General features: G+C 74.6%; 13 protein-coding genes and 1 tRNA gene. 8 read left to right on the top strand and 6 right to left on the bottom strand.

All coding sequences use genetic code 11. The annotated features are described in order from the left end of the window. Window positions 1–33: 33 nt before the first annotated feature. Window positions 34–648: an invasion associated locus B family protein gene (locus M446_RS01465; protein WP_012330293.1), complete on the bottom strand. Its 615-nt coding sequence runs from the start codon at window positions 646–648 to the stop codon at window positions 34–36. Continuing rightward, the gene (locus M446_RS01470) at window positions 648–1,415 is read right to left on the bottom strand and encodes a SapC family protein (RefSeq protein ID WP_012330294.1); all 768 of its coding nucleotides are present in this window, start codon (window positions 1,413–1,415) and stop codon (window positions 648–650) included. The genes M446_RS01465 and M446_RS01470 overlap by 1 nt, the downstream gene beginning before the upstream one ends. An 829-nt stretch (window positions 1,416–2,244) precedes the next feature. On the opposite strand from M446_RS01470, the gene M446_RS01475 reads away from it, so the two are divergent. The 5 genes from M446_RS01475 to ccoG all read left to right on the top strand — a co-directional run bounded on the left by M446_RS01475 (window position 2,245) and on the right by ccoG (window position 7,786). Further along, window positions 2,245–2,535 (top strand): hypothetical protein, encoded by a 291-nt coding sequence (locus M446_RS01475; protein WP_012330296.1) that lies wholly within the window; start codon window positions 2,245–2,247, stop codon window positions 2,533–2,535. Between the two features lie 157 nt (window positions 2,536–2,692). Further along, window positions 2,693–4,540: a tetratricopeptide repeat protein gene (locus M446_RS01480; RefSeq protein WP_150108562.1), complete on the top strand. Its 1,848-nt coding sequence runs from the start codon at window positions 2,693–2,695 to the stop codon at window positions 4,538–4,540. Window positions 4,541–4,609: 69 nt separating this feature from the next. Further along, window positions 4,610–4,951, top strand: a complete 342-nt coding sequence (locus M446_RS01485; protein WP_012330298.1) for a hypothetical protein — start codon at window positions 4,610–4,612, stop codon at window positions 4,949–4,951. 421 nt (window positions 4,952–5,372) lie between these two features. Further along, window positions 5,373–6,227 (top strand): HD domain-containing protein, encoded by an 855-nt coding sequence (locus M446_RS01490; RefSeq protein ID WP_012330299.1) that lies wholly within the window; start codon window positions 5,373–5,375, stop codon window positions 6,225–6,227. Window positions 6,228–6,355: 128 nt separating this feature from the next. After that, entirely contained in the window at window positions 6,356–7,786 is a 1,431-nt protein-coding gene (ccoG, locus tag M446_RS01495) for a cytochrome c oxidase accessory protein CcoG (RefSeq protein WP_012330300.1), read from the top strand. Here the strand turns inward: ccoG and M446_RS01500 are convergent. The 4 genes from M446_RS01500 to M446_RS01515 form a co-directional block, all read right to left on the bottom strand. Beyond that, entirely contained in the window at window positions 7,770–8,222 is a 453-nt protein-coding gene (locus tag M446_RS01500) for a DUF6691 family protein (RefSeq protein WP_012330301.1), read from the bottom strand. The genes ccoG and M446_RS01500 overlap by 17 nt on opposite strands. Continuing rightward, window positions 8,219–8,644 (bottom strand): YeeE/YedE family protein, encoded by a 426-nt coding sequence (locus M446_RS01505; protein ID WP_012330302.1) that lies wholly within the window; start codon window positions 8,642–8,644, stop codon window positions 8,219–8,221. Before M446_RS01505 ends, M446_RS01500 begins: the two co-directional genes overlap by 4 nt. A gap of 263 nt (window positions 8,645–8,907) precedes the next feature. Continuing rightward, window positions 8,908–9,123, bottom strand: a complete 216-nt coding sequence (locus M446_RS01510) for a hypothetical protein (RefSeq protein ID WP_012330303.1) — start codon at window positions 9,121–9,123, stop codon at window positions 8,908–8,910. Window positions 9,124–9,373: 250 nt separating this feature from the next. Beyond that, window positions 9,374–9,448: transfer RNA gene (locus M446_RS01515), tRNA-Val, on the bottom strand. Between the two features lie 177 nt (window positions 9,449–9,625). On the opposite strand from M446_RS01515, the gene M446_RS01520 reads away from it, so the two are divergent. The 3 genes from M446_RS01520 (at window position 9,626) to M446_RS01530 (ending at window position 20,213) form a co-directional block, all read left to right on the top strand. Beyond that, entirely contained in the window at window positions 9,626–11,953 is a 2,328-nt protein-coding gene (locus M446_RS01520; protein ID WP_012330304.1) for a glycosyltransferase family 2 protein, read from the top strand. A gap of 109 nt (window positions 11,954–12,062) precedes the next feature. Next, window positions 12,063–12,299, top strand: coding sequence for an Lrp/AsnC ligand binding domain-containing protein (locus M446_RS01525; RefSeq protein WP_012330305.1), 237 nt, complete (start codon window positions 12,063–12,065; stop codon window positions 12,297–12,299). A gap of 483 nt (window positions 12,300–12,782) precedes the next feature. After that, entirely contained in the window at window positions 12,783–20,213 is a 7,431-nt protein-coding gene (locus M446_RS01530) for a type I polyketide synthase (RefSeq protein ID WP_012330306.1), read from the top strand. Window positions 20,214–20,230 lie beyond the last annotated feature (17 nt).

The following is a 20,230-nucleotide window of genomic DNA, read 5'->3' on the forward strand; positions in this document are numbered from 1 at the left end:
CGCGGCGCCCGTTGCGGATCGGGCGCGCCGGTGTCAGGCGCGCTCCTTGGCGAGGGCCTCCAGGGCCTGATCGAGGCCGCGGAACGACAGCGGCAGCGTCACGTCCCGGCCCGCGGCGTCCTTGAACGTGAGCCGCCCCGGCTCGCTGCCGGCCCGCCAGCGCTTGAGCACGTCCTCCCTGGTCGCCCCATCCGCCACGCAGCCCGCCGGGAGGCAGCGCCGCCAGGCCAGATCGAGCGCCGCCGCCTCGCGGCCCTCCTTGCCCTCCAGGCCCACCCGCACGCCCGACGGGAAGCTGACCGTCACCGGCAGCACCGCCGTCAGCCGCAGGCCGGCCTCGCCGGGCGCCCGCCCCAGCGCGACCTGCGCCAGGGGCGCGGCCTGACCCTGGACCTGGACGGCCTGCGCCACCTCGCAGAACCGGGTCACCTTCTCGCCCTCGGCGAGGCGCTGGCAGCGCAGCGTCCACTCGCCGAAGCTCGCCGTGGTCAGTTCCGGCTCGGCCGGGACCGGCGGCGCGGCGGGCGATGCGGCGGGCGGCGGAGCGACCGCCGGCTTGGGCGCGGGCTGCGCCAGCACCGGCCCCGCGAGACCGAGGGCCGCGGCGAGCGCGGCCGGGACGGAGCGGAGCCCGATCGCGCGGCGCATCACGCGGCCTCCCCCAGGCTCTCGGCATTCGCCGGCGCCGGCGGCGCGAAGGTGAGGGCGAAGTCGCCGATCGCCTGCAGGCTGACGAGATGGGCCGAGATCGCCGCCAGCCAGCCCTCCCGGCGCAACCGCAGGAAGACTTCGTCCGAGAGGCCGTTCAGCGCGCCCTCGTCCACCACCAGCGCCCCGTGCAGGGCGTGGCTCTCCCCCGTCGCCGGGTCCTTCCCGTGCAGCGTCACCCCGCGCAGCAGCCCCAGATCCTGCAGCACCCGCCCGAGCGCGCCCGTGCGCTTGGCCGCCTCGGCATAGTCCGCCACCAGCCGCACCCGCTCCTGCAGCGGCGGCGTCTGCGCCCCGTCCTCCCCGAACAGCGCCAGGCTCTCGCCCGCATCCTCCTCGCGCAGCACGCCCTCGGCGGTGTCGTCGAGGCAGACCAGCGCGGGCCGGCCCTCGCTCTCGCCCAGGATGAAGGGGAAGCGGCGCAGATAGGCCGGCAGGTAGCGCCCGGTCCAGGTGCCGTCCTCGCTCACCAGCGCCGAGCGGCCGGGCACCAGGCCGGTGAGGAAGACCGGGGTCGGGCCGAGGCTCTCGGGCAGGAACAGGATCGGCAGGTGGCGGCAGGCGGCGGCGAACTCGTCGACCACGGCGGGCACGAGGTGGCTCCCGCGCGCGAAGCCGAAACGCTGCGGGTTGGCCAGCCGCAGCCCGCGATGGCCCTCCCGGTCGAGGGGCACGACGGCGCGGTAGAACAGGGGAAGCTGAGTCATGGATCGATCCTCGGCTGGAGGGTTGGGAGGGGGGACGCCCACCGCGCCGCGGCTCCACGGGCGCGAGGGACAGCGGAGCCCGCCGCCCCGGGCGATGTCAGGGGATATTCCGCGCCGCCCGCACCGGCGCGTCAGGGGCGCTCCGGCCGGCGGACACGGCGAGCCAGGGGGAGAGCGGGAGGCGCGGTGTCACGAAGGGCGGTCCGGGCATGTCGGTGATCGCGGCGTCGCCCGCGTCGGGCGGGCCCGGCGCCGCGGAGGACGGAGATCGGGCCGCGCGGGGCGCGGTGCGCCCGCACCTGCCCGACCCGGCCGCCATTCCACCGCCTCGCCCGCTCTCCGCGGTCGGTTCCGTTCCTTCATCTCGGTTCTGCGCTATCCCGACCGCACCGCGCTCTTTCTGGAGAGCATCCGACGCCGGATGCCCCAACGGAAGGCGCTATAACATGGCCCGCGCGCGGGTTTCCAGAGCGGCCCATCAACGAAACGCGACGCGAATTCCGCTGCGCCGGGATGCCTTCGTCCTCGCGTTCGACGAAGCAGTGCGATGCCGGCGGGCGCAGCCGGCCCGGTCCCGGCGCGGGACCCGATTGCACCGTGATCGGATCCTGCTCTAGAGGAACCTGACCCGCGCTCCAGTCGTGCGCGGGCCGCTTTCGGCGGCGTCGCGCCGTGCCTATGGTGATCGTCCGTCACCCAGGCATCACGGTCCGTCATGCCCCGCCGGGTGGTCCGCGGCGGGGCGAAGAGCGCGCGGCTTTCCCCTGAGGCATGGTTCGACAGATGTTGCCTGACCCTGAGGCATTTCGGTCCCCGGCCGGAGACGACAGTGACCTTCTCTCACCGCCTCGCGCGCGCCGCCTGCCGGCTCGGCCTCGCCGCAGCCCCGAGCCTGACCGCGGGCCCCGCGCTGGCCCAGACCGCCTCGCAGATCACCCCGCCCTCCTTCCGGCCGCCCCTGCAACGCCAGGGCGGCGTCCTCGTCATCCCGGACGGAGCGGGCTGGAGGCGCCCGCAGGCGCGGAGCGGCTCACCCTCCCTGCGCGCCCGGCCCGGGTCGCGGCCGCCCTCGCCGGGCCCGCGCCGGCCGTCGCCGCCCGCCTCGCCGGCCGCCCCGTGACGGCCGCCGGGCTCTTCGCGGCCGCGGGCTTCGCGCCGGCGCGGATCGGCCTCCCGGCCCGGGCGCGCGCCGACCGCACCGGCGAGGGCGCGCGGTGCCGGCGGCCGGGCGGCGCGCGCCGGTTCGGAGCCGGCGGGGCGGCGGGAGGGGGTTCGCCTTGACCGGCGCGGCGGAATTGCGGGAGGCCCTGCGCGAGCAGCGGGCCGGCCAGGTCGAGGCGGCCCTGGCGCGCTGCGAGCGGCTCCTGGCGCGCGAGCCGCGCAACGTCGCGGCGGCGCGCCTGGCGGCCTGCCTCTGCTTCGGCCTCGGCCGGTTCGAGGCGGCCCTGGCGCGGTACGACCGCGCCCTCGCCCTGGATCCGGACCACGCCGAGACCCTGCGCGACCGCGGCGTCACCCTGCAGGCCCTGTCGCGGCCCGAGGACTCCCTCGCCTCCCTGGAGCGCGCGCTGGCGCGCGACCCCGCCTCCGCGGCGACGTGGTTCGACCGCGCCAACGCGCTCGTGAGCCTCGGCCGGCCCGAGGACGCTCTGGCGAGTCTCGACCGCGCCCTGGCGCTGAGGCCTGCCGACCCGGACGCGCTCGGCAACCGCGGCAACGTCCTGCACGAGCTCGGGCACCTGGACGAGGCGCTGGCGAGCTACGCGCAGAGCCTCGTCCTGCGGCCGCACGCGCCGGAGGTTCTGACCAACCGGGCGATCACGCTGCTGACGCTCGGCCGCTTCGCGGAAGGGTTCCAGGCCTACGAGTGGCGGCGGCGCCAGCGCGGCTGGGTGGAGCCGCGCCCGCCCGGCCCCGAATGGCAGGGCGACCTGATCGCCGGCCAGCGGCTCCTCCTCTACGCCGAGCAGGGCCTGGGCGACACGATCCAGTTCGTGCGCTTCGCCCGGATCGCGGCCGCGCGGGGGATGGAGGTGGTGCTCAGCGTCCAGGAACCCCTGCGCGCCCTGCTGAGCGGCCTGCCCTTCCTGCGGGTGCTCGCGCCGGACGAGCCGCTGCCGGCCCTGCACGCCCACGCGCCGCTGATGAGCCTGCCGCGCCTGTTGCGGCTCGATGCGGCGGACCTCGCCGCCGGCCCCTACCTCGCGGCGCAGCCGGAGCGGGTCGCGGCCTGGAGGGCGCGGCTGCCGCCCGGATTCCGGGTCGGGGTGGCGTGGCAGGGGCAGCCCGGCCGGGCGATCGACCGCGGCCGCTCGCTGCCCCTCGCGTGCCTCGCGCCCCTGGCGCGGGTGCCGGGCGTGCGGCTCGTCAGCCTGCAGAAGGTGCACGGGCTCGACCAGCTCGACCGCCTGCCCGACGGGATGGCCGTGACGGTGCTGCCGGACCTCGACGCGGGCCCGGACGCCTTCCTGGACACGGCGGCGGTGATGATGTCGCTCGACCTCGTGGTGACGAGCGACACGGCCGTCGCCCACGTGGCGGGCGCGCTCGGCCGGCCGGTCTTCGTGGCGCTCAAGCCGGTGCCGGACTGGCGCTGGGGCCTCGCCGGGGAGCGGACGGCCTGGTACCCGACGATGCGGCTGTTCCGGCAGGAGCGTCGGGGCGACTGGGAGGCGATGGCCGCCGCGATGGCGCGGGAGGTCGCCGGCCTCGCGGGGGGCGCCGGCGCGCCGGACGGCGCGCCCGGGACCGTGCGGGTGCCGGTGTCGCTCGGCGAACTCGTCGACAAGATCACGATCCTGGAGCTCAAGGCCGAGCGGATCGCCGATCCCGCCAAGCGCGCGAACGTCGTCCGGGAGCTCGCGCTCCTCGACGCGGCGCTGGCGGCGAGCGGGCTCCTGTCGGAGGAGGTGGCGGCGCTCCAGACCACCCTGCGCGGGATCAACGCCGAGCTCTGGGATGCCGAGGGCCGGATCCGCGCCTGCGCCCAGGACGCCGCCGCCCGGGACGAGCTGGTCGCCCTCGCCCTGCGGATCAGCACCACGAACGAGCGCCGCTCGGCCGTGAAGCGGGAGATCAACCTGCGCGGCGGCTCCGTCCTGATCGAGGAGAAGCAGTACCGCTGAGCAGGCTGCGCCGCGGCCGGCGGGGCGGGGCTAACCGAATCGCAACCGCGGCCGGGGCACCTCGCCGGGATGGCAGCCGTGCGCGTCGTGATCCATGAACTGCGTGACGATCTCCGCCACGGCCACCCGCGCCGCTGGCCCGGCCTCGCCATCAAGGTGACCCACCGGGAGGGCCTGCGGGCGTATCTCGGCGGCTGCACTTGGCCGGACGGCGACGATGCCGAGACGTTCCTGGACTGGTGCGCGAGCCAGCTGCCGGACGCCTGGATCCAGATCCGCACGCCCGACCTGTCGTCGCCCGGCGGGGCGATCAGCATCACCATGGCGGTGGGCATGCGGGGCGCGAAGCCCGACCCGCACGGCCAGATGCGGACGCGGCAGCGGTGGCCCTTCCCGCTCGCCGATTGGTAGGCGGGCCCCTCCGGCCCCGTCCGATGCGGCGAGGGCCGGGGCGCGCTGCCGGTTCCGGGATACGAGATCAGACGGATTGCGTCGCCATCCGGATGTGGGCTTCGCTCAAGCGCCGCGCGGGCTCGTCATCCCGCATCCGCTTGATCCCTTCGGGATGGCGGATGTGGGCTTCGCTCAAGCGCCGCGCGGGCTTGCCATGCGCTGTCCGGACGTGATCGTCCGGCCAGCGGATGACACAACCGTGACGCCGCCCGGCGCGTTAGCGGGATGGCGGCCGGCCCCTCGCCGCCGGAGGCGCAGGAGCGAGGTGCGTGATGACCAGGGATCCCGAGGCCCGCGCGGAGGTGGCCCGCTCCGCCCCGGAGAGCCCATCCCCGGCCCGCCCGGCCGGGCCCCGACGGCCTGCCCCGCGGCGACGGCCATGATCACCACCGCCCACCTGGCCGCCGAGGCGCTCGGCGACCACCTCGCGGCCGCCCTGCGGGGCACCTTCGGGGCGACGCAGGCGCCCCTGGCCGAGATGGTCGGCTCGGTCGCGCGCCTCGCGCTGGAATGCCTGGCGAATTCCGACGCGCTCTACCACGACCTGGAGCACACGCTGCTCGTCACCCAGGTCGGGCTCGACATCCTGCGCGGCCGGACCCTGCTGGAGCCGGTCACCGCCGGCGACTGGGCGCACCTGCTGGTGGCCTGCCTGATGCACGACATCGGCTACGTGCGCGGCATCCTGCCGGGCGACTCGGCCCGCGAGGGCTACGTCGTCGACGCCGCCGGCGGACGCGTGGTGCTGCCGCGCGGCGCCTCCGACGCGGCGCTGACCGCCCACCACGTCGAGCGCTCGAAGCTGTTCGTGAGCGCCCGCCTCGGCCAGTCGGACCTGCTCGACGCGGCCAGGATCGCGCGGTCGATCGAGCATACCCGCTTCCCGGCCGAGGAGACCTGCCCGGGCCGCGACCCGGCGGACGAGGCCTGCCTGGTGCGCGCCGCCGACCTGATCGGCCAGATGGGCGACCCGCTCTACCTGCGCAAGGCGAACGCGCTGTTCCACGAATTCGAGGAGGCCGGCACCAACGCCGCCCTGGGCTACACCTCGCCGGCCGACCTGGTGGAGCGCTACCCGGACTTTTTCTGGCGCAGCGTGTCCTCCCACCTGGACGGGGCGCTGAAATACCTCGACGTGACGGTGAGCGGGCGCCAGTGGATCGCCGGCCTGCAGGCCAACGTGTTCCGGGCGGAGCGCCCGGGCGGCTTCGGCCCGCCCCGGGCCGCGCCGTGAGGTGAGCGCCGGGCCGTCCGCGCCCCCGGCCGGCATGGCCCGTCCCGGCGCTGCGCCAGATCAAAGACCCGGGAGCGGCTCCGGTGCAGCCTGGACGCGGCCCGCCTCCGCGATCCGGCGACACGACCATGACCGGCACCTCCCTCCCCGCCCCGCTCTACGCCCCGCGCAAGAAGATCTACCCGGCCGCGGTCCACGGCCGCTTCCGGCGCATCAAGTGGGGCCTCCTCGTCGTCACGCTCGGGATCTACTACCTGCTGCCCTTCCTGCGCTGGGACCGCGGCCCGAACGCGCCCGACCAGGCGGTCCTGCTCGATCTCCCGGCGCGGCGCTTCTACTTCTTCTTCATCGAGATCTGGCCGCAGGAATTCTACTACGTGACCGGCCTGCTGGTGCTCGCCGCGATGGTGCTGTTCCTGATGAACGCGGTGGCCGGCCGGATCTGGTGCGGCTATCTCTGCCCGCAGACGGTCTGGACCGACCTGTTCCTGGCCGTCGAGCGCCGCATCGAGGGCGACCGGCGCGCCCAGATGCGGGCGGCGGGCGGCGGCTGGAGCGCGGAGCGTCTCGCCCGCGCAATCCTGAAGCACGGGGCGTGGCTCGCCATCGCGTGGTGGACCGGCGGCGCCTGGGTCCTCTACTTCGCGGACGCGCCGACCCTGGTGCACCAGCTCGCCACCTTCCAGGCGCCGTTCGCGGCCTGGCTCTGGATCGGCATCCTCACCTTCACGACCTACCTGCTCGCCGGCCACGCCCGCGAGCAAGTCTGCACCTACATGTGCCCCTGGCCGCGCATCCAGGCGAGCCTGATCGACAAGGAAGCGCTCAACATCACCTACCGGTACGACCGGGGCGAACCGCGCCTGTCGCTCAAGAAGGCCGAGCAGGCCCGCGCGGCGGGCGCGCCGGCGGGCGACTGCGTCGATTGCGGCCAATGCGTCGCCGTCTGCCCGACCGGGGTCGACATCCGGAACGGGCTGCAGCTCTCCTGCATCCAGTGCGGCCTGTGCATCGACGCCTGCGACGCGGTGATGACCCGGATCGGCCGGCCCCCGGGCCTGATCGCCTACGACAGCGACCTCGCCGTGAGGCGCCGCCAGCAGGGCCTGCCGACCCGGATCCGCCCGGTCCGGCCGCGCACGATCCTGTACGCGGCGATGATCGCGGTGGTGGGGAGCGCGATGCTCGCCCGGCTCCTGACCCGCCCGGATCTCGGCCTGCACGTCGCCCACGAGCGCAACCCGCTCTCGGTGACGCTGTCGGACGGCGCCGTGCGCAACGCCTACGCGGTCCGGTTCATCAACAAGCAGCACCGATCGCGCCGGCTCGACCTCTCCCTGGAGGGGATCCCCGGCGCTCGCCTCGCCCTCGCGGGGGACCCGGTCGGCGAGGCGCTCGCGCGCGAGATCGGGCCCGACCGCACCGAGGAGGTCCGCGTCCTCGTCACCGTGCCGCCGCCCGGCACGGCGGCGGCGTCGACGCCGCTGACCTTCGTGCTGCGCGACCCCGCGAGCGGGGCCGAGGCCCGGTTGGCCGACCAGTTCAGCACCCGGCGCTGAGCGCGGGGCGGCGCGGGCGCTCCGCGGTGAGGCGGTGGAGCAGCATGCCGGCGAGCATCGCCGCGACGAAGACCGCCACGGAGGGCAGGCCGAGGGCGAGGCCCGCCAGCGCCGGACCGGGGCAGAACCCGGCCAGGCCCCAGCCCACTCCGAACAGGACGGCGCCGCCGAGCAGGCGCGCGTCGACGCGGCGATTCGCCGGCACCTCGAAGCGCGGGGCGAGGAGGGGCGCCGCCATCCGCGCCTTGAGGGCGTAGCCGAGCGCCGAGACGCCGACCGCGCCGGCCAGCACGAAGGCGAGGCTCGGATCCCAGGCGCCCGCCAGGTCGAGGAAGCCCAGCACCTTCCGAGGGTTCATCATGCCCGAGAGGGCGAGCCCGACGCCGAACAGGAGGCCGCTCGCGAGGGCCGCGAGGAGGCGGGGCGCGGCCCTCATCGCGCGACCCCGTGCCGGACCAGGAACACCGTGACGATGGCGGCGGCCATGAAGGCCGCGACCGCGGCGAGGGAGCGCGGCGACAGGCGCGCGAGGCCGCAGACCCCGTGCCCGCTGGTGCAGCCCGACCCGAGACGCGTGCCGAAGCCGACGAGGAGGCCCGCCGCGATCAGCACCGGCCAGGAGACCTCGACCTCGACGGGAGGCCAGTGGCCGGCGGCGAGGCGGAACAGCACCGGGCCGAGCAGGAGGCCGGCCAGGAAGACCGCCCGCCACGCCGTCTCGCGGCCCGGCGGCCCGAGCAGGCCCCCGGCGATGCCGCTGATGCCGGCGATGCGTCCGTTGGCGAGGAGGAGCAGGGCCGCGGAGGCGCCGATCAGGGCGCCGCCCGCGAGCGGGGCCAGGAAGGGGGTGAGGGCCATCGCCGGGGATCTCCGATCTGTCCGACCAGCGCCGCCCGGCCGTGGCCCGGGCCCGCCGAATCGCGGCGCGGCGGGACCGCTCCGCGCGCCTGATGTCGGCCGGCGCGGCGCGGTGCGCAAGCCCGGCGGCCGGCCCGGGTCCTCGGCGCGCGAGGGCCCGCCCGTCGACCGGGCGGGCCCCGCCGGTTCCGGGATCGTCGTCCGGCCAGGGCCGGGGATCATGCTCCAGACCGATCCGTGGCGGCGCGCGGGCCGGCGCGCGCTCAGGCGTCCGCGGCCGCCCAAATCTCATGCAATCCGCTGAAGCCCTGAAACCAGTAGATCCCGCGATCGGGATCGAAACCGTGGCGTGGATACGAGGTGGCCAACCGCGCGACGAGATGTTCGGCTTGCGCACGGTCCATGATCGAATGGGCCAGAACGAATTCGTTCGCGGGCCCGCGGGTCCTCAACTCTCTGACCCGAATCGTGTAGGCCAACGTTCTCCTCCATCGTCATTGCACAACCGCTGGGGGCTGAATTGACAATCGGAAGTAGTTCGGATTGGTTCACGCGGGTTGGCCCGACGGTTAACCGACGCGCGACGAAATCCCGACAATGAGCGGAAATTCGCGATGGCCGGCGGCAAGGATCACGGGCTCAATGACCCTGGAACCGCCACGCAGAAAAGGCCGCCCTCGCGGTGCGGCCCTTGCGATGTCATGGGGTCTGATGGGTCATGGGGTGTGATGGTGGGCGCGACAGGGATCGAACCTGTGACCCCTACGATGTCAACGTAGTGCTCTCCCGCTGAGCTACGCGCCCCGCAGGGCCGCTCATGCGGGAAGCGGCCCCGGTGTGAGGGGCCGTATAGGGGTGTCGGACGGGGTTGGCAAGCCGGTTTTGCGCGCGGCGCCCCTTTCCGGGCGAGGGAGTGGTGGGCTAGGAGGCCGGCCGACAGCGGCCGCCGGGGGCCGGGACGGGCAGCGGAGAGCGACGGCGATGAGCGAGCGCGCAGGCCAAGTCCGCGGCGGCCACGTCCGCGCGGGCCAAGACCGCGGCGGCCAAGACCGCGGCGGCCAAGACCGCGGTGGCCAAGACCGCGGCGGCCAAGACCACGCGGACCCGATCCGCGCGGGCGCCGCCCGCGGGGCCGTCGAGGCGGCGATCCTCCCCCTGCGGGGCGAGCGGACCACCCGCGCCTTCGCGCCCGACCCGCACGAGGCCGCCTCCCTGGTCCTCGACCTGAGAGGCAGCGGGCTGGGCGGGCGCTGGGTCGAGATCAGCTTCCGCGACGAGGGCCGCGGCTCCTTCAGCCGGGTCGAGCTCGCCGCCGTGGCCGAGCGCCTGAGCCAGCACGAGACCACGAGCCTCGCGGAGCGCGCCTACGGCAACGGCCGCTTCACCTGGACCGGGCGCCTGCCCGCCGGCCTCGTCGCGCTCAAGGTCACGCCCATGCTCGGCGAGACCGAGGTCACCCTCGGCGACATGACGCTGCGGGAGCGCAGCCGCCTCGCCCTCCTCGGCCGCGGCCTCCTGCGCCGGCCCGACCTCGCCGGCCAGGCCGTGTTCTGGCGGCTCCTCGGCAAGCGCGTCCGGGCGCGCAACCGCCTGCTGCGGGCGATCACGCCCCCGGGCCTGACCGGCTACGACACCTGGGTGCGCTGCTTCGACACCCTCTCGGAGGCGGACCGGGCGCGCATCCGCGCCGAGGCCGGCGCCATGACGGACCCGCCGCTGATCTCGGTGGTGATGCCGGTCTACAACCCGGCTCCGAAGGTGCTGGAGGACGCCCTGCGCTCCGTCCGGGCGCAGCTCTACCCGCATTGGGAACTCTGCATCGCCGACGACGCCTCGACGGACCCGGCCGTGCCGCGCCTGCTCGACCGGGCCGCCGCCGCGGACGCGCGGGTGCGGGTCGTCCGCCGCCCGGAGAACGGCCACATCGCGCGGGCCACCAACACGGCCCTCGCGCTGGCGGCCGGCCCCTACGTGGCCTTCATGGACCACGACGACGTCCTGCCCGAGCACGCCCTGTTCGAGGTCGCCAGGGCGATCGCCAAGGACCCGTCCCTCGACCTGATCTACACGGACGAGGACAAGGTCGACGCCAAGGGGCGGCGCTTCGAGCCGCATTTCAAGAGCGACTGGAACCCCGAACTCCTCTACGCGCAGAACTACATCAACCACCTCACGGTGGTGCGCACCAGCCTGGTGCGGGAGGTGGGCGGCCTGCGGCCCGGCTTCGAGGGCAGCCAGGACCACGACCTGCTGCTGCGCCTCGCCGACCGGCTCTCCCCCGACCGCATCCGCCACCTGCCGCACGTGCTCTACCACTGGCGCGCGGCGATCGGCTCGGGCACCTTCTCGGACACGGCGCTCGCCCGGGCCGAGGCCGCCCGCCTCCAGGCCCTGCGCGACCTGATCGCGCGCCGCGGCTGGCCGCACCGGGCCGAGCGCGGTCCGCTCGGCTTCAACCGCCTCGTGCGCGCCGTGCCGGACCCGGCCCCGCGCGTGTCCGTGGTGATCCCGACCCGCGACCGGGCCGAGCTGCTCGCGGTGGCGCTGCGCGGCCTGCTCAAGGGGACCGCCTATCCGGACATCGAGGTGATCATCCTCGACAACGACAGCCGCGAGCCCGCCACCCGGGCGCTGTTCGCCGAGGTCGCGGCCGACCCGCGGGTGCGCGTGCTGCCGAGCCCCGGCGCCTTCAACTTCTCGGCGCTGTCGAACGAGGGCGCCGCCGCCGCGACCGGCCCGCTCCTGCTCTTCCTCAACAACGACATCGAGGTGAGGGAGCCCGGCTGGCTCGCCGAGATGGTCTCGATCGCCGTCGAGCCCGGCATCGGCGCGGTCGGGGCCAAGCTCTCCTACCCGGACGGCACGCTCCAGCACGGCGGCGTCGTGCTGGGCGCGGGGGGCGTCGCCGGCCACAGCCACCTCGGCATCGGGCCCGAGGATCCCGGCTATTTCGGCCGCATGGCGATGGCCCAGGAGGTCTCCGCCGTCACCGGGGCCTGCCTGATGATGCGCGCGAGCGTCTTCCGGGAGGTCGGCGGCTTCGACGCGGAGCGCCTCGCGGTGGCCTTCAACGACGTCGACCTCTGCCTGCGCATCCGGCAGGCCGGCTACGCCATCATCTGGACGCCCCATGCCGGCCTGATCCACCACGAATCGAAGAGCCGGGGCCTGGAGGACACGCCGCAGAAGCGCGCCCGCTTCGAGGCGGAGGTCGCCACGATGCTCGAGCGCTGGGGGGCCCAGCTGCGCAACGACCCGTACTACAACCCGAATTTCGCCCGCGCGAAGGCCCAGTTCCGGCTCTGGTGACGGGCCTGCGCGGCTTGCCGATGCTGCGCCGCAGCGCTAGAGGGAAGCCGGCCCGGTATGCAGCCCCGCCGCGGGGCCGGGCATCCCGGCGGCCAGGGGGGCGAGGCCGATGCAGACCTTCTTCGTCGAGATCAAGTGCCAGCTCGGGCGCACCTACACGGTGGCGAGCGCGCTCGCCGACCGGGAGATCGCCTCAGAGATCTACTCCACCGCCGGGCATTACGACGTTCTCGCCAAGTTCCACGTCGAGGATGGGGTCGATATCGGGCACTTCGTCGCCGAGAACGTGCAGACGATCCCGAACATCCAGGACACCCGGACCATCATCACCTTCAAGGCCTTCTGAGCATCGTCGGCCGGGACGGCCACCGATCCGGCGGACGCGGCGGGGAGAGCGGGCCGGGCGGAACCGCGCGACGCCCCGCCGAGGTCCCCTCCGAAGGTCCCCGCGCGCGGGAACGGGCCTGCGGGTTGGCGGCCGTGCTCAATCCGGGGAAGCGGACGGCGGCTCTGCCGCAATACGACCCGAATTTCCGGCTTACTAGCGGCCTGCGCCAGCACAGTCGCGAGGCACGATGAACTTAACAATGACGGGCGCTGTTCGATGCTGGCAACCGCACGATGTGCCGCGGATCAGGGCAAGCTGCCGAAATTCGCGACGCAGTATCACTGATGAAGTTGTGCAACACCGCCCCGGCATCGGCAGGGGCTGAGGGATGACGGCGGCCTGCGGGGGGTTGGCCTCGGCTCAGGTCGCATACTATGGCTAAGGAAGGTCCGCGTCGGCACACCCGCCGGCTTCCCCTTTGAGCGAGCGTGCGTACCGAACGTGAGACATCGTCCTGACATCGCGATCATCGGTCGGGCCTGCCGACTCCCGGGTGCCACGGGCATCGACGGCCTCTGGCAGCTCCTCGCCGAGGGGCGCTGCGCGGTCTCCCGGATCCCGGAGGACCGCTGGTCCCTGGAGCGCCTGGGGCATCCGCGCGTCCAGGAGCGCGGCAAGAGCTACACCTGGGCGGCGGGCGTGCTCGACGACATCTGGTCGTTCGACCCCACCGTGTTCGGGATCTCGCCCCGCGAGGCGGAGCAGATGGATCCCCAGCAGCGGATGCTGCTCGAACTGACCTGGGAGGCGCTGGAGGATGCGGGCCTGCGGCCCTCCGCCGTCGCCGGGACCGGGATCGGCGTCTTCGTGGGCGCCTCCTCGCTCGATTACGGCAATCTGCGGGTGCTCGACTGCGCCTCCGGCGACGCCTACGCGGCGACCGGCAACACGCTGTCGATCCTCTCGAACCGCATCTCCTACATCTTCGACCTGAAGGGGCCGAGCTTCACCCTCGACACGGCCTGCTCGTCCTCGCTGGTGGCCCTCGACGCGGCCGTCGCGGCGATCGCCTCGGGCCGCATCGACACGGCCGTGGTGGCGGGCGTGAACGTGCTGGCGAGCCCGTTCAACTTCATCTCCTTCTCGAACGCCTCGATGCTGTCGCGCACGGGCCTGTGCCAGGCCTTCTCGGCCAGGGCGGACGGCTACGTGCGCGCGGAGGGCGGCGTCGTCCTGGTGCTGCAATCGGCGGCGGCGGCGGCGCGGACCGGCGCCACGGTGCGCGCGGTGATCGCGGCCTCCAAGGTCAATTCGGACGGGCGCACGACCGGCATCTCGCTGCCCTCGGGCTACGCGCAGGGCGTGCTGCTGGAGGAGATCTACCGCGAGGCCGGCATCGACCTCGACGCGGTCGCCTTCGTGGAGGCGCACGGGACCGGCACGCCGGTCGGCGACCCGATCGAGGCCGGCGCCATCGGATCGAAGATCGGCCGCGGCCGCACCGCCCCGCTGCCGATCGGCTCGATCAAGACCAATATCGGCCATACCGAGCCGGTCTCCGGCCTCGCCGGCCTGCTGAAGGCGAGCCTCGCCCTCGAGCACGACCTGCTGCCGCCCTCGCTGCACTGCGAGGAGCTCAACCCCGCCATCCGCTTCGACGACCTGAACCTCGCCGTGAACACGGCGCCGCGGCCGCTCGCGCGGGGGCGCGGCGAGCGCTTCGCGGGCGTGAACTCGTTCGGCTTCGGCGGCACCAACGCGCACGTGATCCTCACCGACGCCAAGGGCGCCGCCCCGGCGGGCGCGGGCGAGGCCGCGCCGGCGCCGGAGGTGCTGCTCCTGTCGGCGCAGAGCCGCGCCGCCCTCAACGAACTCGCCGAGGCCTACGCGGAGCGCCTCGACGGCGCCGCCCCGGCCGAGATCGGCCGCATCGCCGCGGCGGCCGCCCACCGCCGGGAGCGCCTGCCCACCCGGCTCGCCGTGCCGCTCGCGGATGCCAGCGCCGTCGCCGAGAGCCTGCGGGCCGTCGCGGCCTCCGAGGAGCCGCCCGCCGGCGCCCTCGGCACCGCCTCCGAGCGCTCGGGCCCGGTCGCCTTCGTGTATTCCGGCAACGGCAGCCAATGGGCCGGGATGGGCCGCGACGCCTATGCGGCGAATGCGAGCTTCCGGAGCCGCTTCGAGGCGGTCGACGCGCTGTTCCGGCCGCTCGCCGGCTGGTCGCTGACCGAGGCCCTGTTCGCGGACGACCTGGAGGCGCGCCTCGTCCTCACCAGCGTCTCCCAGCCGCTGATCTTCGCGATCCAGAGCGCCGCGACGGCGGCCCTGCGGGCGGTCGGGCTCACCCCCGGGGTGATCATCGGCCACTCGGTCGGCGAGATCGGCGCCGCGGAGGCCGCCGGCATCCTGAGCCTGCCCCAGGCCGTGCGGGTGATCTTCAACCGCTCGAAGCACCAGGAGACCACGCGCGGCCTCGGCACGATGGCGGTGCTGCTGGCCCCGGTCGAGGAGGTGGAGACCTTCCTGGCCGATTTCCCCGACCTCGACATCGCGGCCCTGAACAGCCCGAAGGCGGTCACGGTGGCGGGCCCGGTCGAGTCGATCGACGCCGCCATGAAGGCGATGGCGCGCAAGCGCCGCCGCGGCCGCAAGCTCGATCTCGACTACGCGTTCCACGGCCGGCTGATGGACCCGATCGAGGGGCCGCTGCTGCGCGACCTCAAGGGGCTCGCGCCCTCATCCGGGACCGTGCCGATGGCCTCGACCGTGACCGGCGACCTGCTGGCGGGCGAGCGGTTCGACGCCGGCTACTGGTGGCGCAACATCCGCGAGCCGGTGCGCTTCAGCGAGGCCGTGCAGGCCGCCGCCCGCGCGGGCGCCCGCGTCTTCGTCGAGGTCGGCCCGCGGCCGACCCTGCTGCCCCATATCGGCGACTGCCTGGAGCCGCTCGGCATCGACGGCGCCACCGTGGGCGTGCTGCACAAGAAGCCGTCCGACCGCGACCCGTTCCTGCAGGCGCTGGCGAGCGCCGTGGTGCAGGGCGCCGCCGTGGACGAGGCGGTGGCCTTCGGGCGCAACCCCGAGGGGCCGGTCGCCCTGCCCTCCTATCCCTGGCAGCGCCGCCCGTTCCGGCTCGCCGAGACCACCGAGGTGCTGAGCCCGGCGAGCCCGCGGCCCTACCACCCGCTGATCGGGTCCCGCCTCTTCGCGGGCGGGCTGGAGTGGCAGGCCCATCTCGACCTCGCCACCAATCCCGACCTCGACGACCACCGCATCGACGGCCAGGCGATCCTGCCCGGGGCGGCCTTCGTGGAGATGGCGCTGGCGGTGGCCCGCGAGCATCTCGGCAGCGAGGCCGTGACGCTGGCCGACGTCGAGATCCAGCAGCCGATGATCTTCGCCGAGGAGGCCCTGCGCGAGGTCCAGGCGCGCTTCGCGCCCGGCGTCAACCAGGTGCAGATCCTGTCGCGGCCCCGCCTCGCGCAGGCCGCCTGGCAGCTCCACGCGGTCGCCAAGATCGTGGAGGGCGAGCGCCCGGTCCCGGCCCGCGTCGAGGTGGCGCTGCCCGAGGACCAGGTCGTGTCCGGCGAGGAGCTCTACGAGCGGGCGCGCCGCTCCGGCCTCGGCTTCGGCCCGAGCTTCCGGCAGGTCGCCCGCAGCGCCCGGCTCGACGAGGCCACCATCGTCTCGGAACTGGTGCCGGCGGAGGCCAATCCGCGCTTCGGCCTGGTGCCCGCCCGCCTCGATTCCTGCTTCCACGGCCTGATCCTGCTCTTCGCCGACCTGCTCGGCGAGAATGCCGGCAAGGCCTACGTGCCGGTGCGCTTCGGCGAGGTGCGCCTGCTGCGGCCCGGCGGCGTGATCGCCCGGGCGATGATCCGGACCCTGCGCTGCAACGAGCGCAGCATCCTGGCCGACTTCACCCTGGTGGACGCGGAGGGCGCGGTGATCGCGACCCTGCGCGAGGGCCGCTTCCAGGCCCTGCGCGCCAAGGGCGGCGGCGACCTCGACGCCTACGCGATCCGGCAAGCGACCGAACTCGCCACCGAGCCGACCGCGATCGCGCTGGAGCCGCAGCCCTCGGTCGCCGCGACCGCGCGCCGGCAGGCGCCGGGCGTGCTGGCGCAGGACGAGGCGGCGCTCTCGCCCGGGCACATGCTGCTGGAAGGCTGGGCGACCGCCCTCGCCTACCGGCTCGCCCGCGGCCTGTCGCGCGGCAGCATCGTCGACCTCGCGTCCCTCGGCCGCCTGCCGGAGGCGCTGCGCCCCTGGTTCGTCAACCAGCTCATCGCCCTCGACGGCAGCGGGCTCGCCGAGGGACTCGGCGACCACCGCTGGAAGCTGCGCACGGACGTGACGCTGCCCGATCCCGACGAGATCATGCGCTGGATCGCGGCGGACCATCCCGACCTCTCGGCGGAGCTGCTGCTCTGCGCCGATCTCGGCGCGGTGGTCGCCCGGATCCTCGACGGGAGCCTGAGCCAGGCCCCCGTCCTGCCCCAGGCCGCCCTCGACGGGTTCAGCCTGCGCGGCGCGACGGTGCGCGCCTCGGCCGAGACGCTGATGCGGCTGCTGGAGCGCAGCCAGTCGGCCCTGCCCCGCGACCGGGCGCTGCGGCTCCTGCAGATCGGCTACGGCCCGCTCTCCGCGCAGGTGGCGGCCTTCGCGGCCGCCTGCGAGGCGAAGCTCACCGTCTTCGAGGCGGATCGCCGCCTCGCCGAGCGGGCGCGCCTCGCGCTCCCGGCCGGGATCACGGTGATCGAGGACCCGGCGGAGCTGCCTCAGGCCGCCATCGACGCGGTGCTGGCGAGCGACGTGCTCCATCGCAGCGACCGCGAGCTGCTCGGCCGGCTCGCGGCCAGCCTCGCCACGGGCGGGCTGTTCGCGGCGGTCGAGCCCGCCGCCTCGCTGTTCCGCGACCTCGTCTTCGGCCTCGCGCCGACCTGGTTCGAGGGCGAGCCCGACCTGCCGGTCGGGCGCCTCGACGACGTCGCGGGCTGGCAGCGGGCGCTCTCGGCGGCCGGCCTCGTGAAGGTCTCGGCCGACCGCGCCGCCACCGAGGCGGGCAACGACCTCCTGCTCCTGGCCGAGGCGCCGCCGCGGCCGAAGCCGGCGCCGGGCCAGACCTTCGCCTTCATCATCGGGTCGGAGGACGATTTCGCGGCCGAGACCGCCTCCTCGCTGGCGACGCTGCTCGTGGCGAGCGGCGTGCACGTCTCGATCATCCTCGATTCCGAGGTGTCGCTGCAGGAACTGGCGCGGGAGACGCCCGACACCGTGATGTACCTCGCCAAGGCCTTCGGCCGCGGCGGGGAGCCGGCGGCGCGCCTGCGCGAGCGGGTGCTCGGGCTCAAGCGCTGCGTCGAGCATCTCGGCACGCGGCCGACCCGGCTCTGGGTGGTCTGCCCCGGCGCGACCCGGGACCGCGGCGGGCCGGCCTGCAGCGTCGAGGCCGGCGTCTGGGCCTTCACGCGCACGCTGGCGAATGAGGTGGCGAGCCTCGACATCCGGCGGGTCGACCTCGCGGCGACGCTGACCTCGAAGCGCACGGCCGAGCGGCTGCGCGACCTCATCCTGTCGGGCACGGCCGAGACCGAGATCGTCCTCGACGAGGACCGCACCCGGGTCGTGCGCTTCGCGGCGGGCGGCACCGGCCGGCGCTCGGTGCGCGAGGCCGGGGCGGCGCCGGCCGCGCGGCTGGAGCGCAGCGCCCATGGCGGCCTCAACGAGATGCGCTGGGGTCCGGCCGAGCGCGTCGCCCCCGGCCCGGGCCAGGTGGAGATCGCGGTCGAGGCGACGGGCCTCAACTTCCGGGACGTGCTCTGGGCGCTCTCGATGCTGCCCGAGGAGATCCTCGAGGACGGCTTCGCCGGCCCGCGGCTCGGTCTCGAATGCTCGGGCCGCGTCACGGCGGTCGGCCCCGGCGTCACCGCGGTGGCGCCCGGCGACGCGGTCGTGGCCTTCGCCCAGTCGGGCTTCGCCACCCACGTGGTGGTGCCCGAGATGGTGGTGGCGCCGGCGCCCAAGGGCATCGGCCTGCAGGCCGCCGCGACGACGCCGGTCGCCTTCCTCACCGCCTATTACGGCCTCGTCACCCTGGCCCGGATCAAGGCCGGCGAGTGGGTGCTGGTCCATGGCGGGGCGGGCGGCGTCGGCCTCGCGGCCCTGCAGATCGCGGCCTCGCGGGGCGCGCGGGTGATCGCCACGGCGGGCTCGACGGAGAAGCGCGCCCTCGTGAAGGCGCTGGGCGCCGAGCACGTGCTCGATTCCCGCTCCCTCGCCTTCGTGGACGAGATCCGCCGGATCACCAGCGACGGCGTCGACGTGGTGCTCAACAGCCTCTCGGGCGAGGCGATGGAGCGCAGCCTCAACGTCCTCAAGCCGTTCGGGCGCTTCGTCGAGCTCGGCAAGCGGGACTACGTGGCCAACACCCATATCGGGCTGCGGCCGTTCCGGCGGAACCTGTCCTATTTCGGGGTCGACCTCGACCAGCTGCTGCAATTCCAGCCGGAGGAGGGCCAGCGCCTGTTCCGCGAGGTGATGGCGCTGTTCGCGGACGGGGTTCTGAAGCCGCTGCCGTTCCAGCCCTTCGCGGCCGAGGAGGTGTCGGACGCGTTCCGGCTGATGCAGCAATCGGGTCACGTGGGCAAGATCGTGATCGCGCCGCCCCGGGCCGGCACGGTCGCGGCGGAGACGCGCCGCCCCTTCGTGGTGGCGCCCGACCGCAGCCACCTCGTCACCGGCGGCCTCGGCGGCTTCGGCATCGAGGCGGCGCGCTGGCTCGCCGATCACGGGGCCAGGCACATCGTGCTCGTCGGCCGCCGGGCCCCGTCGAGCGAGGAGGCCCTCGCCACGATCGCGGAGCTCACCGGCCGCGGCGTGAGCGTGCGCACCCTGGCCTGCGACATCGCGGATCGCGCGGCGGTCGCGACGCTCCTCGACGCGGTCGAGGCGGAGGGCCCGCCCCTCGCCGGCATCATCCACGGCGCCATGGTGCTGCAGGACGGTCTGGTCGCGAACCTCGATCCGGCCGCCCTCGACGCGGTCCTGGCCCCGAAGGTGACCGGCGCGAGCCACCTCGACGCGCTCACCCGCACCCGCAGCCTCGACTACTTCGTGCTGTTCTCCTCGGCCACGACCTTCATCGGCAACCCGGGCCAGGGCGCCTACGTGGCGGCGAACGGCTTCATGGAGGGGCTGGCCCGGCAGCGGCGCCGCCTCGGCCTGCCGGCCCTGGCGGTGGCCTGGGGGGCGATCGGGGATGTCGGCGTGCTCGCCCGCAACCGCGCCGTGATGGAGACCCTGTCCGAGCGCGTCGGCGTGACGCCGGTCGCCGCGCGCAAGTCCCTCGATCTGATGGCCGAGGCGCTGAGCTTGCAGGGCCCGGCCCCGGACGACGCGGTGCTGGCCATCGCGGCGATGCACTGGGGCAAGGCCCGCGAGCGCCTCGCGACGCTGAAATCGCCGAGCTACGCGGCCCTGGGCTCGGAGCAGCAGACGGAGGCCGGCGGGGTCACGGCGATCAGCATCCCGGGCCTCCTGCGCAGCCTCGACCTCGACGAGGTGCGCAAGGTCGTGGCGGACGCGATCGTCGAGGACGTGGCCCGCATCCTGCGCCTGCCGAAGGACGACCTCAGCCGCGTGCGGCAGCTCTCGGAGATCGGCCTCGACTCGCTGATGGGCGTCGAGCTCGGCGCCAGCCTGCAGGAGCGCTTCGGCCTGGAGGCGCCGCCGGCGGGCGTGTCGAGCAGCCAGACCGTGCTCGAACTCGCCGACACGCTGATCCAGTCGGTGGCGGCACCGGTCGACGAGGGCGCGGCGGCGGTGCTGAGCCTCGCCCAGCGCCACGCGGGCGAGAGCCTGGATGCCAGCCAGCTCGACCCGCTCCAGGCCCTCGTCGAGGAGAAGAGCCGCGAGATCAAGGTGATCCTCTGAGATGCGCCCGCCGCGGC

It is taken from the genome of Methylobacterium sp. 4-46 (assembly GCF_000019365.1).
Taxonomy (GTDB): Bacteria; Pseudomonadota; Alphaproteobacteria; order Rhizobiales; family Beijerinckiaceae; genus Methylobacterium.